Source organism: Amycolatopsis sp. NPDC101161 (assembly GCF_044768185.1).
Taxonomy (GTDB): Bacteria; Actinomycetota; Actinomycetes; order Mycobacteriales; family Pseudonocardiaceae; genus Amycolatopsis.
Genome location: NZ_JBIWPI010000001.1, coordinates 934878 through 949945, shown reverse-complemented (window position 1 = coordinate 949945; position 15068 = coordinate 934878). Strand labels below are relative to the sequence as shown.

General features: G+C 72.9%; 14 protein-coding genes. 8 read left to right on the top strand and 6 right to left on the bottom strand.

Annotation, left to right across the window (positions count from 1 at the left end; translation table 11 throughout):
- Positions 1-67 precede the first annotated feature (67 nt).
- A complete protein-coding gene (locus ACIRSS_RS04760; RefSeq protein WP_400890519.1) occupies positions 68-1342 on the bottom strand; it encodes a serine hydrolase domain-containing protein in 1275 nt (424 codons plus the stop codon).
- 822 nt (positions 1343-2164) lie between these two features.
- Here ACIRSS_RS04760 and ACIRSS_RS04755 point away from each other — a divergent pair.
- The gene (locus ACIRSS_RS04755) at positions 2165-3124 is read left to right on the top strand and encodes an AraC family transcriptional regulator (RefSeq protein ID WP_400890517.1); all 960 of its coding nucleotides are present in this window, start codon (positions 2165-2167) and stop codon (positions 3122-3124) included.
- 80 nt (positions 3125-3204) lie between these two features.
- On the top strand, positions 3205-4197 hold the full coding sequence (locus ACIRSS_RS04750) for a carbon-nitrogen hydrolase family protein (protein ID WP_400890515.1): 993 nt from the start codon (positions 3205-3207) through the stop codon (positions 4195-4197).
- An 84-nt stretch (positions 4198-4281) separates the two neighbouring features.
- Here ACIRSS_RS04750 and ACIRSS_RS04745 read toward each other — a convergent pair whose 3' ends face one another.
- Entirely contained in the window at positions 4282-4848 is a 567-nt protein-coding gene (locus tag ACIRSS_RS04745) for a TetR/AcrR family transcriptional regulator (RefSeq protein WP_400890513.1), read from the bottom strand.
- A 110-nt stretch (positions 4849-4958) separates the two neighbouring features.
- On the opposite strand from ACIRSS_RS04745, the gene ACIRSS_RS04740 reads away from it, so the two are divergent.
- The 3 genes from ACIRSS_RS04740 (at position 4959) to ACIRSS_RS04730 (ending at position 8425) form a co-directional block, all read left to right on the top strand.
- Positions 4959-6155: a cytochrome P450 gene (locus ACIRSS_RS04740; RefSeq protein WP_400890511.1), complete on the top strand. Its 1197-nt coding sequence runs from the start codon at positions 4959-4961 to the stop codon at positions 6153-6155.
- Positions 6156-6189: 34 nt separating this feature from the next.
- Positions 6190-6747 carry a G/U mismatch-specific DNA glycosylase gene (gene mug / locus ACIRSS_RS04735; protein ID WP_400890509.1) on the top strand — a complete coding sequence of 186 codons (558 nt, stop codon included), beginning with the start codon at positions 6190-6192 and terminating at the stop codon, positions 6745-6747.
- A gap of 109 nt (positions 6748-6856) precedes the next feature.
- Positions 6857-8425 (top strand): long-chain-fatty-acid--CoA ligase, encoded by a 1569-nt coding sequence (locus tag ACIRSS_RS04730; protein ID WP_400890507.1) that lies wholly within the window; start codon positions 6857-6859, stop codon positions 8423-8425.
- A gap of 4 nt (positions 8426-8429) precedes the next feature.
- Here ACIRSS_RS04730 and ACIRSS_RS04725 read toward each other — a convergent pair whose 3' ends face one another.
- The 3 genes from ACIRSS_RS04725 to ACIRSS_RS04715 all read right to left on the bottom strand — a co-directional run bounded on the left by ACIRSS_RS04725 (position 8430) and on the right by ACIRSS_RS04715 (position 10290).
- Positions 8430-9152, bottom strand: coding sequence for a haloacid dehalogenase type II (locus ACIRSS_RS04725; RefSeq protein WP_400890505.1), 723 nt, complete (start codon positions 9150-9152; stop codon positions 8430-8432).
- 25 nt (positions 9153-9177) lie between these two features.
- Entirely contained in the window at positions 9178-9813 is a 636-nt protein-coding gene (locus ACIRSS_RS04720) for a GntR family transcriptional regulator (RefSeq protein ID WP_400890503.1), read from the bottom strand.
- A 66-nt stretch (positions 9814-9879) separates the two neighbouring features.
- Positions 9880-10290: a hypothetical protein gene (locus ACIRSS_RS04715; protein WP_400890502.1), complete on the bottom strand. Its 411-nt coding sequence runs from the start codon at positions 10288-10290 to the stop codon at positions 9880-9882.
- 130 nt (positions 10291-10420) lie between these two features.
- Here ACIRSS_RS04715 and ACIRSS_RS04710 point away from each other — a divergent pair, with 130 nt between their 5' ends.
- Together ACIRSS_RS04710 and ACIRSS_RS04705 are read left to right on the top strand one after the other, a co-directional pair.
- Positions 10421-10714, top strand: coding sequence for a hypothetical protein (locus ACIRSS_RS04710; RefSeq protein ID WP_400890500.1), 294 nt, complete (start codon positions 10421-10423; stop codon positions 10712-10714).
- Between the two features lie 104 nt (positions 10715-10818).
- Complete coding sequence (locus ACIRSS_RS04705; RefSeq protein WP_400890498.1) at positions 10819-11031, top strand: three-helix bundle dimerization domain-containing protein; 213 nt, start codon at positions 10819-10821, stop codon at positions 11029-11031.
- 795 nt (positions 11032-11826) lie between these two features.
- On the opposite strand, the gene ACIRSS_RS04700 is transcribed toward ACIRSS_RS04705, so the two are convergent.
- A complete protein-coding gene (locus ACIRSS_RS04700) occupies positions 11827-12006 on the bottom strand; it encodes a hypothetical protein (protein WP_400890497.1) in 180 nt (59 codons plus the stop codon).
- Between the two features lie 253 nt (positions 12007-12259).
- Between ACIRSS_RS04700 and ACIRSS_RS04695 the strand changes: the two genes are divergently transcribed.
- Positions 12260-15067 (top strand): AAA family ATPase, encoded by a 2808-nt coding sequence (locus ACIRSS_RS04695; RefSeq protein WP_400890495.1) that lies wholly within the window; start codon positions 12260-12262, stop codon positions 15065-15067.
- Position 15068: the final 1 nt, after the last annotated feature.

The following is a 15068-nucleotide window of genomic DNA, read 5'->3' as shown; positions in this document are numbered from 1 at the left end:
TCTTCGCTACCTTCCGGGCAGGACGGGGAACCCGCCGGTCCCGGCGGGGAGGGAGAGGGGGACTTGCTCAGCGGCGCCCGGCGAGGCGGCCGCCGATTTCGACCGCGGCGGACGCGCCGGGCTCGCCGCGGAACCGGCCGCAGGGGGTGACCCGGCCGGTCGCCGGGTCGCGGACGGTGAACGTCCGGTCGTCGTGGAGCACCAGCTCGGGGAACACCTCCCCGTCGACGACGAGGCGGTCGGCCGTGATCACGTAGTCGATGGCGCCGTTGCGGTACGTGCCGAAGTCGCCCGGCGGCACCGGGACCACGCGCGTCGCGTCGGCGGTCTGGGCCGCGCGGGACGGGACGTCGATGCCGAGGTCGGCGAGCTCGGCGGCCAGCGCGTGCCACAGGTCGGCGCCGGTGGTGCCGTTGGTGGTCAGGGCGACCACGCAGGCGCCGGCCTGGTCGATCCGCAGGTGGCAGGAGGTGCCGTCGGCGGTGCCGTCGTGCCCGAGCCAGCCGGTGTCGGCGTCGCCGAAGTGCGCGATGCCCAGCCCCCAGCCGTCGGCCAGGCCGAACGGCTCGGCGACCGGGACCCGCCGGTGCATGTCGGCCGCGGTGACGACGTCGAGCAGGCCCGGCTTGCCGAGGTGGACCCGGCCGAGGGCGACGAGGTCCGCGGCGCTCATCGCGAGCGCCCCGGCGGGGTCGAGCATCGGCGGCAGGATCTGCTCGACCGGGTGGTCGCCGGCGTGCCCGGACACGACACCCGGGTCGTCGACGAAGACCGGGTCGATCTTCAGCGGGCGCAGGACGATCGCCTCGGCCGCCTCGCGCCAGCCCATCCCGGTCACGGCTTCGATCACCGAGCCGACCAGCGCGTAGCCGAGGTTCGAGTACGAGAACGCCGTCCCGGGTGGACAGACGGGCGCGGCCGCGCGCACCTCTCTCAGCACCGAGCCGGCGCCGTCGGCCGGGTCGGACGGGAGACCGCCGGTGTGGCTGAGCAGCCGCCGGGTGGTCAGCTCGCCAGGCAGCCCGGAAACACCCAGGACGTCGCCCACGGGCTCGTCCAGGTCGAGGTCGTCGTCGGCGACGAGCACCATCGCGAGCGTCGCGGTGACCAGCTTGGTGATCGACCCCACCGGGACCGCGGACGCGGGCAGCATCGCCCCGCCCCGGCCGCGGTGGCGGACGCCGGCCTGCACCACGGCGGCCTCGTCACCCTGCCACACCGCGAGCTGCGCCCCGGGCACCCGGTAGCGGTGGGCGAGCCCCGTGAGGAGCGCGTCCAGCCGGGCCGCCGGCACCGGGCGCGAGCCCGTCCGCCGGTCGAGGACATCTCTTTCGGACTGCATCTGAGCGGACCCTTTCGAGCTTCGTGTGGCCGGTGCCGGGAATTGCGTTCACCCCCGCACCGAACCGTTCCATCCCCCGTCAGCCGGCGGCTTCAGCTCGGCTGGAACACATACGCTGCCGCGCGTACCGTGATCGTCAGTACCGCCAATAGTGGGATTCGATCGGCGGCCGATCCGCATTCACGACCACTCCCCGTCGCAACATTACCGGCACCATTCCGGAACGTGAACCACCGGCAACGAGACCGAATACCACAATCAGGCAGCACAAAACCACGCCCCGACAATCGACGCGCCGACCAGGCGGACTGCCCCTGCGCCCCTGCTCCCTTCGCCCACTCCAGCCGCGAGTTCCTTGCCACTCCACGCACCTGCGGCTTCGCTGCCGCCGATGCAGTCTTCCCACGGCCACCCGCTCTCAAACGCGGGGAGCACGGCCCCGGACCGGCCAACCGGAGCCCATTGCGAAAAGGATCATCACCACATCCGCCGATAGCGCCCAGAACTGCGGAAATGCGGCCGCCGCCTTCTTCCGAAAACCGGAACCGCTCACCGAACGCACGTGCATTCTCGTGTGCACTGAACACATCTCGCGATATGTGTCACAGCGTTCCAGAATGCGAGAAAGGACATTTTCACGATCACACGATTGACCTGTAACGAAACGAGAAGCCGCTTTTTCCCGACTTTCGGCCCTTACGACGCCGCTCCCGGCGGCCCGGTCGAGCCGTTTCACCGGCCGAGCGGAGAGCCCGTACGGCGAATACGGCGTCGCTATTCCGCCTGTTGCACAGCCCGCGCGCGGCGGCGCATCATGACGCGATGAACGGCGAGCCGCGCCCGGGCCCCGCCGACGTCCGGTCGACTTCGGCGGTCACTTCGGCACGCGCTTTCGAATACTGGCGGGACCTGATCTGCGACACCTTCGTCCAGCTCTCGGCGGCCCCCACCACGCCGGGCCCGTTCGACGGCCGGCTGGTGCACGCCGACCTCGGGTCGTTCGAAATGACGACCGTGCACGCGGGTGGACAGCGGGTGCGCCGGACCCCGCGGCTGATCGCGCGCGCCGGCGAGGAGTACCTGCTCGCCAGCATCCAGACGCGCGGCCGCGGCCGGATCGAGCAGGACGGCCGCGTCGCCGAGCTCGCTCCCGGCGAGATGGCCCTCTACGACAGCACCCGCCCCTACACCCTGCACTTCGACGCCGCCTTCGAGCAGGTCGTCGTGCAGGTGCCGCTGCGGGACATGCTCGCCGAGACCGGGCTGCGCGACGCGAGGGGCGTCACCGCGACGACGCTCGGCGCGCACAGCACCGCCGGCGTCGTCGCGCAGTTCTTCCACGGTCTCGCCCGCCTCCAGCAGGCCGACCCGCTCGGCGCGGCCGCCCTCGCGACGCAGGGCCGCGGGCTGATGGCGGCCGCGCTCACCCTTTCCGCCGGTCGGCCGCCGCACGGGGACGCCCTGACCCGCCGGCGCGTCCAGGCCTTCCTGCACGCCCGGCACGCCGACCCCGGCCTCACCGTCGACGATGTCGCCCACGCGTTCCTCGTCTCGAAGCGGACGCTCTACCGCTTGTTCGACGGCAGTCCCGACGGGGTGAGCACGGTGCTGCGGCGCATCCGGGTCGAGCACGCGAAGGCGTTGCTGCGCGCCGACGGCACCCGCCCGCTCGAGTCGATCGCGGCGGCGTGCGGGTTCGCCGGGGAGCGCCAGTTCTACCGGGTGTTCCGGGCCGAGACCGGCCGGACGCCCGGGCAGTTCCGCGGCACGTCCGGTCAGTGAGGCGGCACGGGCTGTCGGTCCGCGCCCCGCCGTGAGCGCCCGATAGTGGGGGCACCCACGACTCACCCAGGAGGCCGGCCATGACCGAGCAGGTGCGCGTCGCCGTTGTCCAAGCGGAACCGAAGTGGCTGGACCTGGCCGCCGGAGTCGATCAGGTCGTCGGCCTGATCGCCGAAGCCGCGGCCGGCGGGGCCCGGCTGATCGCGTTCCCCGAGACCTTCCTGCCCGGCTACCCGTGGTGGATCTGGCTCGACTCGCCCGCGTGGGGCATGCGGTTCGTGCCCGGCTACAGCGAAAACTCGATGACCCGCGACGGCGCCGGGATGACCCGGATCGCGGCCGCCGCGGCCGAGCACGGCGTGCACGTCGTCCTCGGCTTCAGCGAGAAAGCGGGCGGCAGCCTGTACATGGCGCAGGCCTTCATCGACGACGCCGGACGCGTCCTGTCGGTGCGCCGCAAGCTCAAGCCGACGCACGTCGAGCGCGCGGTGTTCGGCGAAGGCGACGGCAGCGACCTGCAGGTGCACGACACGAAGCTGGGCCGCCTCGGCGGGCTGAACTGCTGGGAGCACTTCCAGCCGCTGACCAAGTACACGATGTACAGCCTGGGCGAGCAGATCCACGTCGGTTCGTGGCCGAGCTTCTCGGTGTACCGCGGCGGCGCGCGGGCGCTGGGTCCCGAGGTCAACACCGCGGCGAGCCTCGTGTACGCCGTGGAAGGCCAGACCTTCGTCCTCGCCCCGTGCGGGGTGGTCGGCGACGCGGCGCAGGAGGTGTTCTGCGACGACGACACGAAGAAGCAGCTGCTGCTCAAGGGCGGCGGGTTCGCGCGGGTCTACGGTCCCGAAGGCAGCGAGCTGGCGGCCCCGCTGGCCGAGACCGACGAGGGACTGCTGTTCGCGGACCTGGACTTCTCGCTGATCGCGATCGCCAAGTCCGCCGCGGACCCGGTGGGCCACTACTCGCGCCCGGACGTGTTCCGCTTGCAGGTCAACCTCGCGCCCACGCCCCGGATCGTCCACAGTGGAGCGCCGGAGTTCGAGGACGTCGACCTCGTCCCCGAAGGGGCGTGACGGCGTGGAGTCCGCGATCCCGGCCCACCTGACGGTCGAGCGGAGCCCACCCGACCCACGTGGCGATCTTCCGGGCGGCGCGGCTCAGCCGCGCCAAGTCCCGATGCTGTCGAGCAACCGGTCGATCAGGCTGTCCGGGACCGCGTCGCGCTGCATCGCCGTGCGGTAGACGATCGGCCCGACCAGCAGCGACACCAGGTCCGCCGGGTCGGCGTCCGTTTCGAGCTCGTGCGCCGCGACGGCCATCCGGATCGCCTCGTGGATCCGCGTCCGGATCGTCGCGTTCGACTCGTCGCGGCGGCGGGCGAGCTCCGCGTCCCAGATCGCCGACTGCATCATGGCCAGCGACAGCGCGGCGACGGCCGGCGGCAGCACCTCGTCGGCCAGCTGCCGCAGCTGCCGCCGCAGCCAGGGCCGGACCGGCGACTCCGGGTCCTTGAACAGCGGGAGGTCCGCGCCCTCCATGACGTCGAGCAGCAGCTGCTCGGACCGCGGCCAGTGCCGGTAGACCGTGGCCCGCCCGACGCCGGCCTCCTGGGAAACGCGCTGGTGGGTGACCGCGCCGGGTCCCTCGCTCGCCAGCAAGCCCCGGGCGGCGACGAGGATCGCCTCCCGGGAACGCGCCGCGCGCGGGTCCGTCGAGTAACTCACCGTCACAGCATACGAGCGACCGCCACCTATGAGACAAGTTGACTCATAGATCACGCCGTGACAGAGTTCCCATCTGTGAGACACAGTGTCTCAGAGATGGGGAGCAGACCATGCCGGACACCCAGCACCACACCGTCCTGCCGACCGGCCGCCGGGCGGACCGCTGCCCGTTCGAGCCGGCCGCCGAGCTGACCGCGTTGCGCGAGCAGCCCGGGCTGCCCCGCATCCCGCGCTACCACCCGTTCTTCGGGGAAAGGGAGGCGCGCGCCGTCACGCGGTACGCCGACGTCCGCGCGGTGTTCTCGCACGAGGACATCGGCGCGGACCTGAACGCCGACCCGGACGCGCCGCGCACGTTGTTCAACCAGCCCGGCTTCCTGCTCGGCTACGACGGGCCCGAGCACCTGCGGCTGCGGCGGATGCTGGCAGGCGCATTCACCGTCCGCCGGCTGCGGGAACTGGGGCCGGCCATCGAGAAGATCGTCGACGAGCACCTGGACGCGATGGAGGCGTCGGGGCCGGGAGCGGACCTCGTGCCGGCGTACGCGCTGCCCATCCCCTCGCTGGTCATCTGCGACCTGCTCGGCGTCCCCTACGCCGACCGCGCCGACTTCCAGCACCGCAGCGCGGTCCTGCTCGACGCCACCCGTCCCGAGCAGGAGCAGTTCGCCAACTACGCCGCGATGCACGCGTACATGGCCGAGCTCGTCGCCCGGCTGCGCGCCGAGCCGGGCGACGGCTTGCTCGGCGAAGTGATCCTCGAGCACGGCGACGAAATCACCGACGACGAACTGGTCGGCTTCGGCAACCTGCTCCTGATCGCCGGCCACGAAACGACGTCGAACATGATCGCGCTCGGCACCCTGGCCCTGCTGAGCAGTCCGGACCAGCTCGCCGCCGTCCGCGACGACCCCGAAGTGGCGCCCCCGGCGATCGAAGAACTGCTGCGCTACCTGTCGATCGTCACCTACCTCGATCGCCGCGCGACGGCGGACGTGGACGTCGACGGCCACCGGATCGCCTCGGGCGAATGGCTGTCGCTGTCGGCGCTGGCGGCCAACCACGACCCCGCCCTCGTCGGTGATCCCGGTCTCGACGTCCACCGCAAACCGGTGGCGCACTTGGCGTTCGGCTTCGGCGCGCACCAGTGCCTCGGTCAGCAGCTGGCCCGGATCGAGCTGAAGGCGGCGCTGCCCGCCCTGCTGCGCCGGTTCCCGGAGCTGCGGTTGGCGGTTCCGTTCGAGCAGCTCCAGTTCCGGACCTTCTCCCCGATCCACGGCGTGACGTCGTTGCCGGTGACGTGGTGAACGCGTCCGCTGACCGGTGGTGTTCGATGGTGGGATGCGGGAACCAGAACCGGTCCAGGCCTTGCCGGACGTGCTCGCCGAGGGGCTGCGGGTGGTGTTCGTCGGCATCAACCCCGGCCTCTCTTCGGCGGCGGCCGGGCACAGCTTCCACACGCCGGGCAACCGGTTCTGGCCCGCGCTGCACCGTTCCGGGTTCACGCCCCGGCGGCTGCGCGCGGAGGAGGAACGGCTCCTATTGGATTGGGGGCTGGGCATCACCAGCATCGTGCGCCGCCCCACGGCCCGCGCGGCGCAGCTGTCGCGCGAGGAGCTCGTCGCGGGTGGCCGGGACCTGGCCGACCGGGTCCGGGCGATCCGGCCGGAGTGGCTGGCGATGCTGGGCGTGACCGGGTACCGGGCGGCGTTCGGGGCACCCCGCGCCCGGCTCGGTCCCCAGGACGAGCCGATCGGCGGGGCGCGGGTGTGGATCGTGCCCAACCCCAGCGGCCTCAACGCGCACTACCCACCCGAGGCCCTGGCGGCCGAGTTCGCCCGGCTGCGCACCGCCGCCGGCGTGCCCGACCGCTCCGGCCTCCTCGGCGAGCGTGCGTGAAGTTCCGGCTCACCCGACGGAGAGATCGCCCGGCCGCACGGTGGACCGCGCCGCCGGCACCGTGATAGAAGTAGAACGTGTTTCACTTCTGACCACCGGAGGTGCCCGGATGAGCGTCCCGACCGTGACCGAGCTCCTCCTGGCCCGCGCCGGCGACGAGCGTCCCGGCCTGCGGTTCGAGGACGAGACCCTGTCGTGGGCCGAGCACGTCCGGGCTTCGGCGCGCCGCGCGGCCGGCCTCCGGCAGGCGCTGGACTGGGACAAACCGCCCCACATCGGTGTCCTGGCCGACAACGTCCCGGCGTTCTCCGTCCTGCTCGGCGCCTGCGCGTTCGCCGGGGCCGTGCTGGTCGGGCTCAACCCGACCCGGCGCGGTGCCGCTCTCGCGCGGGACGTCCGGCTCGCCGACTGCCAGGTCGTGCTCACCGAGCCGAAGTACGGACCCCTGCTGGCGGGTCTGGACCTCGGCGGGGTCCCCGTGCGGGACCTGGGGTCGTGGCCGCCGGCCGGGGACCCGGTCGAGCCGGTCCCCGCGTCACCCGACGACCTGCTCATGCTGATCTTCACCTCCGGCACCAGCGGCGACCCGAAGGCTGTGCGCTGCACCCACGGCAAGATCGCCTTCCCCGGCGCGATGCTGGCCGAGCGCTTCCGGTTGTCCACATCGGACACCGTGTACGTCGCCATGCCGATGTTCCACTCCAACGCCGTCATGGCCGGCTGGGCGGTCGGGCTCGCGGCGGGGGCAACCATCGCCTTGCGGCGCCGGTTCTCCGCGTCCGGATTCCTGCCCGACGTGCGGAAGTTCGGCGTGACCTACGCCAACTACGTGGGCAAGCCGCTGTCCTATGTGGTCGCCACGCCCGAGCGGCCGGACGACGCGGACAACCCGCTGCGCCTCGTCTACGGGAACGAAGGGGCGAGCGCTGACCTGGCCGCGTTCGAGAAGCGCTTCGGCTGCAAGGTCGTCGACGCGTTCGGCTCCACCGAAGGCGGCGTGGGTTTCGCCCGCACCGACGACACGCCGCCCGGCTCACTCGGCCGGCCGACGTCCGACGTGGCCATCCTGCACCCGCACACCGGCCGCCCGTGCCCGCCGGCCGAGTTCGACGCCGACGGCCGGCTGGTCAACGCCGAGGAAGCCGTCGGCGAGCTGGTCAACACGGCGGGCGCCGGCTGGTTCGCGGGGTACTACCGAGACCCCTCGGCGGACGCGGAACGCCTGCGCGACGGCCGCTTCCACACCGGTGACCTCGCCTACGCGGACGCGGCCGGGTTCTGCTACTTCGCCGGCCGCCTGGGTGACTGGCTGCGCGTCGACGGCGAAAACCTCGGCACGGCCCCGATCGAGCGGATCCTGCTGCGGCATCCCGCGATCACCGACGCGGCGGTCTACGCGGTGCCGGACCCGGTGACCGGAGACCAGGTGATGGCCGCCGTCGTCACCGGCGGCACGCCCCTGGATCCCGCCGAGTTCGGCCGTTTTCTCGCCGGTCAGCCGGATCTCGGGCCCAAGCAGGTGCCGAAGTACGTGCGCACGGTCGGCGAGCTGCCGCGGACGTCGACGTTCAAGGTCGTCAAGCGGCAGCTTTCCGCGGAAGGCCTGAACTGCCCCGACGTGCTTTGGGAGCGCACGGGGCCGGACATCGCCTACACCGCTCTGTCCACTATGGTCTGAGCGATCAGGCGAAAGCCTTGTCGACGGCGTCCGCGAAGGCGCCCATCGACGGGAACTCCAGGTCGTACGACCAGTCGCCGCCCGGTTCGGGGGTGGCACCCCAGCCCGGCCGGTCGTGGCGGCGGTTGATCCACACCGACGGCAGGCCCTCGCGCTTGGCCGGCACGTGGTCGTGGAACAGGCTCTGCGCCACGTGCAGCAGTTCCGCGCGGGCCACCCCCAACGACGGCAACGTCTCGTCCAGCGCGCGGAAGTGGTTCCCGGCGGGCTTGTAGGCGCCGACGTCCTCGGCCGTGATGATCGCGGCGAACGTGCCGTTCAAGCGCTTGTTGCTGCCCGCGAAGCCGTCGCGGTGCACGTTCGACAGGATGATCAGCCGGTAGTGCCCGGCGAGCCGCGCCAGGGCGTCGGCCGAGTCGGGGAACGCGGGCCAGTCCGGCACGGACTCGGCCAGCTTGCCCGCCCAGTCGTCGCTCACGGCGGCCCCGAGGCCGGCGCCCGTGCGGCGGAACGCTTCCGCCAGGACCTCCGGGTACCGCGTGGCCGGCGCTTCCCGCTCGACGGCGGCCTCATGGTCGGCGTACGCGACCAGCAGCTCCTCGTCGGAGAGACCGAGGCCCCGCTCGGCGGCCCACGGCGAGAGAACGGCGGCGATGCCGGCCTCCCAGTCGATCAGGGTGCCGTAGCAGTCGAAGCTCAGCGCTTTGAAGCTCGTCAGGTCCGTCATGTGTATGACAGTATAACAATGGTGGTCAGCCGACCAGGCCGTCCAACGCGTGCTGCAGGTGGTCACGCATCGCCGTGACCGCGCGTTCTTCGTCGCCGGAGCGCACCGCGTCCAGCAGTGTGCGGTGCTCCGCGGCGAGGTCGCCGGCCCGCGGGTAGGAGTCGCTGAGCTGGGCCAGGCAGAGCTGCATCTCCTCCTGCATCGCCGGGTAGATCCGGTCGAGGCGCGGGCTGCCCGCGCAGCCGACGAGCGCGACGTGGAACGCCGTGTGCGCGTCGACCCGCTCGCCCCAGCTCGCACTCGGCGCGAGGGCTTCCATGGCGGCGAGCCCCGCCTCGGCGGCGGCGAGCGGCCGCCGCTCGGTGACGATCCGCCGGACCGCCTCGAGCTCGAGCGGGGTGCGGACGAAGAACAGGTCCCGCACGTCGTCCGCGGTGAACACCGGCACGCGCAGCGAGCGCCCGGTGGACCGTTCGGCGAGGTTGCGGGCGAGCAGCTCCTGCAGCGCCGAGCGCACGGTCGGGCGCGCGACGCCGAACATGCTCGCCAGCCCGACCTCGGTGAGCGGCTCCCCCGGCTTGAGCTCCCCGCCGAGGATGTGCCGCCGGATCTCCCCGACGAGGGCGTCGCGCGTGCTGATGCCACGCAGAGGCACGGTCACGCGGTCCCCTTTCCCACAGCCGGCCCCCAGTCTGGCACGTGCCCGAAGGCCCGGCGGGAACGTGGCTCAGCCCCGGCCGGAAGCCACCCGGTACGCGGCGATCCGGATCCGCAGCCCGCGCAGGTGGACCAGGTCGATGACGAACGTCGACGCCGGGCGGTACCCCGGTGCGTCCTCGGTGCGGCACGGGCCCGCCACGTACACGAACTCGTCGTCGCCGTCGTACCGCGGCTCCGACCACACCGCCGCTTCCCCGGCTCCGCTGTCCGCGCGCCGGGCTCGGGCCAGCCAGTAGACCGGGAGCTTCAGCACCTCGCCCAGCGCCTTGTCGAACGAAGGGAGGTCGGCCTCGGCGATCGCCAGCCCGCGGCCGCTCCACACCCGCGGGGCCCAGTAGCCGCCGGTGGCGTGCGTGAACGTCGCCGTGTCGCCGGACGCCGTGATCGTCCAGTCGGCCACCGTGGTGAGGGTCGGCATGCCTGCTCCCTGCGGTCGTGGCCCCCAGGTCCGGCCCAGCGTAGTGGATCATGCCCGCCGGACCGGGCGTTGTTAACCTGAGATTCATCTCCGGATCACCGGAGGGCGAAGCCGTACGAGGGTGGTGGGCGTGCACGACGAACAGCCGGTGGAGCTCGTTCCCCGGTCGGTGACCGAACTCGGCGCCGATCCCGCCTGGACGGTCACCCGCACCGGCACGACCGGGCAGTGGCTCACCGCCGAGCGCGCCCTCGAGCGCGACGGGCACCGCCGCCTCATCGGGCTGACCCCGATCCGGCCGGGCGCCGTCGCGCTCATGCTGTGGGCCGACGGCGAGGTCGTCGAGCACCTCAGGACCACCGAAGCGGACGCCTGCGCGACCGCCCACCGGTGGGCCGCGGAGTTCCTCGCCGGGAACCGGTGACGGAACCGACCCGCGGTCGGTGATTCTTTTCGTTCACCTCCAGTTCATGTCCCGGTCGTCTCATAAGGAGGTTCTCCGATCCCCGGCCGACCGGAAGGTGCGCGATGAGCACTTTGGACACCATGGCCTCCGAGCAGCTCGACACCCACTTCGCCCAGCTCGAAGACCGCTTGGGCCACGACTACGCGGACGTCGCCCGCACCCGGCTGCACGCGCTGGTCGACCACGAACGCGCGCGGTTCGCCGGCGCGCGCATCCACGCCTACGTGCCGATCCTGGTCGAGCGGGCGGTCCGGGCGGCGCTGGCGGCTACTTGACGATCGCGATGGGGTGCACGACCAGCTCCCCGCGGTGCGGGACCTCGTCGGCGTCGCGGAAGCCGCGGATGCCGCACCGGAAGCGCACCCGCGGCAGGGCCATGGGGTCGGCCGGGTCGCGATAGGCGGCGATGAACGTCGTGTAGCCGGTTCGTCGGAGCGGATCCTGCGGAACAGCCCGCGCATCGACACGAACGCGTCGATCCCGCGCAGCCGTGCCCTCCGCAGTCGTGTGCTGTCCGGCCCGTCGGCCCAGCCGAGCGCGGTGACCAGGGCCTTGTTCTGCACCAGCTCCCGCTGCTCCTCCGTGCCTTCGCCCGCCGGTCGAGGTCGTGGGGTGGGGACGTCCTGGGAGCTGATGCGGGTCACGTGCACGCGGATGTGGTGGCGCATCAGGAGTTCCCGGACCTGCGCGTCGGCGAAGAAGTCCGCCTTCGAGCCCATCTTGCCGGACAGGTCCAGGGTCCGCTCGAACGGACCGACGAGGGTGCCGGACACCAGCAAGGTCACCAGGCCGGCGACCGCCAGCGCCAGGACCGGACCGAACGAGCGCAGGAACCGGCGCCGCAGGAAGAAGGCCGACGGGCTGGGCCGCACCGTGAGGTGCGGCTCTTCCAGGGCGGGGCTCCCGGTCGTCACCGAATCAGACCTCCGGGCGGCAACGCCGCGGGAAGCGGACGTTTCTCCCGGGAAAGTCCGCCGCGCCCGTTCGTTCGTTGCCGGAATTCGCCGGAACAACCGGAACGGCCGCGCCCGGAATGGTGTCCGGTCGCGGCCGCAGGGTCGGCGTACCCCTTAGTTGTAGCCCATTTCGTCGGGTGACACGCCGTTGTACCCCATCTCGGCGGGGTGGTCGGCGAGAACCGCCGTCGAAGCCGCGCTCCCGGCGGCGACGGCGAAGGCGGCGGAAGTACCCAGGACACCAGCCGCGAAAAGGGTCAACGCGACCGTGGCGACCGCTCGGCGAACCCGCATCATTCCTCCGGTGGTCAATCGGGCGAAACTGGCTTTCGGGCGAGGCGGACGTTCCCAGAGCCGGCACAACCGGCGGACAACGGACGGTTAAGGACCCGCCAACGGCAGGCGGCTATATCACGCCTCGGCGGATTTCCGAACAATGGCCGAACCGGATGTTTCCGAAATGGGAATGACAGATGACCGACCAGCGGGACGGTTACGTCGCGTACACCTCTTGTTCAGCATCTGTTCGTCTTCTATTATCGACCGTGTGCAACCGCTCACGGACGGTGCTGACCTCCTGATCGGCCGGGACGGTGAGCTGTCCCGGCTGGCGGGCTGGGTGCACGACGTGGCGGCCGGCCGCGGGCGCGCCGTCCTGGTGGACGGGGAGCCGGGCATCGGCAAGTCCGCCCTCGTGCAAGCCGCCGCCGCGGTCGCCGCGCGGGCGGGGTGCCAGGTCTACCGGGGCGCCGGTGACGAACTGGGCCAGGCGCTGCCCCTGCTCCCCCTGCTGGACGCGTTGCGGATCACCGCCGCCGCACCGGATCCCCGCCGCGGCGCCATCGCCGGGCTCCTGCGCGGCGACACCGCGCCGGGCAAGGGCGCCGACCTCGCCGCCGCGGCCGCCGAGCAGCTGCTCACCCTGGTGGACGAGCTCTGCCACGCCGGTCCGGTGGTCCTGGTCGTCGACGAGCTGCAGTGGGCCGACCGCGCGACCGTGGCCGTCTGGGGCCGGCTCGCCCGCTCGGTCCGGCAGCTGCCGCTGCTCCTGATCGGCGTGCTGCGGCCGGTACCGCGCCGCGACGACCTGCGGGCGCTGCGGCGGATCGTCGGGCCCGCCGAACGGCTGCGCGTCGGCCGGCTCACCGAACCGGCGGCGCTGGAGCTGGTGGCGAAGCTCGCCGGCGGCAAGCCCGGCGACCGGCTGGAGCGGCTGGCCGACGGGGCCGCCGGAAATCCCTTGTACCTCACGGAACTGCTCGACGCGCTGACCCGGGGCACCTGCCTGGACGTCGACGAGGCGGGGATCGCCGAGCTGACCGGCGGGCCCATCCCCGACTCGCTGCCGGAGGCGATCGCCGACCGGCTCGGCTTCCTGTCGGAACCGACGCGGACCGTGCTGCGGACGGCCGCGCTGCTGGGCGTCGGCTTCTCGGTCGCGGACCTGACGGTCGTGGCGGACGCCGAACTGGCCGCGCTCCTGCCCGCGCTCGACGAAGCCCGGGCGGCCGGCGTCCTGATGACCGCCGGCGACGACCTCGCGTTCCGGCACCCCTTGATCCGCCAAGCCTTGTACGACGAGCTGCCGCCGGGCGTGCGGGTCGTCTGGCACCGGGCCGCCGCGCGGGCCCTGGCCGAGGCCGGCGCCCCGGTCGAGCGAGTCGCCCGGCAGCTGCTTCCGTCGGTGGCCGATCCGGCGCCCGGCGAACCGGTGCCCGGGTGGGTCGTCGGCTGGCTGCGCGAGGCGGCCACCCCGTTGATCGGCCAGGCGCCGGAGGTCGCGGTCGCGCTGCTGCGCCGCGCGGTGCGGGACGGCGACTCCGCGGCAGGCGTGCTGAGCTGCCGGCTCGCCGAAGCCCTTTACCGCGTGGGCGACTTCGCCGACGCCGAGCGCGTCGCCACCCGCGCCCTGCCCCGGACCGCCGACCCCGAGCTGCTCGTCGACCTGCACACCACGGTCACGCAGTGCCGGGCGATGACCGGCCGCTCCGCCGAATCCCTTGCGGCGCTGGGAGAAGCCGCGGGCACCCCGGGCCTGCCCGCGCGGCACCGGGCCCGGCTGCTGGTGCTCACCGCGCGGACGCACCGCGACCTCGGCGAGGTCGACACCGCCGCGAAGGTCGCCACCGCCGCGCTGGCCGAAGCGGGCGAAGACCCTTGGGCGACCGGCTGGGCCCTGCACGTGCTGAGCCTGGTGGCGATGATGCGCGGCGAGTGGGCCGAGGCGCTGCCGCTGTTCGACCGCGCGATGGCCACGGCCGCGGACGATCCCGCGCTCACCGACCTCGGACTGCTGCTGCGCATCAACCAGGCGGTCACCTTCGGCGCGCTCGACCGCTACCCGGAGGCGCTGGCCGCGGCCGAACGCGCTCGCGAACGGGCGGACCGCGCCGGCAGCGTCGTGCGGCTGACCCAGGCCCAGAGCGCGCTCGGCCAGCTGCTGCTGGGCAGCGGCCGGTGGGACGACGCCCTGGCCGAGGTGGACGTCGTCCCCGACGACCTCAAGGATCCGAGCGTGGCGTGCTGCGACCACGGCGTGGCCGCGATCATCCACTTCCACCGCGGCGAAACGGCCGCGGCGCACCGGCACCTGGAGTTGGCGGCCCCGTGCGCGGAGCGGATCGGCGGCCGGGTGGTCGAATCGCTGACGCTGGCGCGCGGCCACGCCTTCGAGCAGGCCGGCGAACCGGACCGGGCGCTCGCCGCGTTGACCGCCGCGCTCGCGGGCGAGGACGAAGGCGAGGGCCTGCTCGCGGACGCCGTCCGGCTGGCCGTGGAAACCGGCGACACCGCGACCGCGGACGGGATCGGGGCCCGGGTCCACGCGTTCACCGCCGGTGCGGAAGTCCCGCACCGGCAGGCGCTGCGGCTCCACTGCCGGGGAATGACGGAACGGGACGCCGCCGCGTTGCTGCGCGCGGCCGACGGCTACCGGGACGCGGGCCGTCCGCTCCCCCGCGCCCAGGCGCTGGAAGCCGCCGCGGCCGCGTTCGCCGAAGCCGGCGACCGCGGTTCGGCGCGGGCCGCGTTCACCCACGCGCTGGGCCTGTTCGAGGGCTTGGGCGCGCAGCGGGACGTGGCGCGGCTGCGCGCCCGCTTCCGGGCGCTGGGGATCCGGCGTGGCCCGACGGTGAAGCACCGCCAGGCCACGCACGGCTGGGAGAGCCTCACGCCGACCGAGACCAAGATCGCCGGCCTGGTGGTGGAAGGCCTGTCGAACCCGCAGATCGCGGCGCGGCTGTTCCTGTCCCCGCGCACGGTCGCCACGCACGTCTCGCACATCCTGGCCAAGCTCGGCGTGCACTCGCGCATCGACATCGCGCGGGAAGCGACCCGCAAGTCGGCGTCGGGCTGAG

What these genes read in the sequence shown, in the direction of transcription:
- ACIRSS_RS04760 (WP_400890519.1), bottom strand. Translation starts at nt 1,342, where the DNA reads ATGCAGTCCGAAAGAGATGTCCTCGACCGGCGGACGGGCTCGCGCCCG.
- ACIRSS_RS04755 (WP_400890517.1), top strand. Translation starts at nt 2,165, where the DNA reads ATGAACGGCGAGCCGCGCCCGGGCCCCGCCGACGTCCGGTCGACTTCG.
- ACIRSS_RS04750 (WP_400890515.1), top strand. Translation starts at nt 3,205, where the DNA reads ATGACCGAGCAGGTGCGCGTCGCCGTTGTCCAAGCGGAACCGAAGTGG.
- ACIRSS_RS04740 (WP_400890511.1), top strand. Translation starts at nt 4,959, where the DNA reads ATGCCGGACACCCAGCACCACACCGTCCTGCCGACCGGCCGCCGGGCG.
- mug (WP_400890509.1), top strand. Translation starts at nt 6,190, where the DNA reads ATGCGGGAACCAGAACCGGTCCAGGCCTTGCCGGACGTGCTCGCCGAG.
- ACIRSS_RS04730 (WP_400890507.1), top strand. Translation starts at nt 6,857, where the DNA reads ATGAGCGTCCCGACCGTGACCGAGCTCCTCCTGGCCCGCGCCGGCGAC.
- ACIRSS_RS04725 (WP_400890505.1), bottom strand. Translation starts at nt 9,152, where the DNA reads ATGACGGACCTGACGAGCTTCAAAGCGCTGAGCTTCGACTGCTACGGC.
- ACIRSS_RS04715 (WP_400890502.1), bottom strand. Translation starts at nt 10,290, where the DNA reads ATGCCGACCCTCACCACGGTGGCCGACTGGACGATCACGGCGTCCGGC.
- ACIRSS_RS04705 (WP_400890498.1), top strand. Translation starts at nt 10,819, where the DNA reads ATGAGCACTTTGGACACCATGGCCTCCGAGCAGCTCGACACCCACTTC.
- ACIRSS_RS04700 (WP_400890497.1), bottom strand. Translation starts at nt 12,006, where the DNA reads ATGCGGGTTCGCCGAGCGGTCGCCACGGTCGCGTTGACCCTTTTCGCG.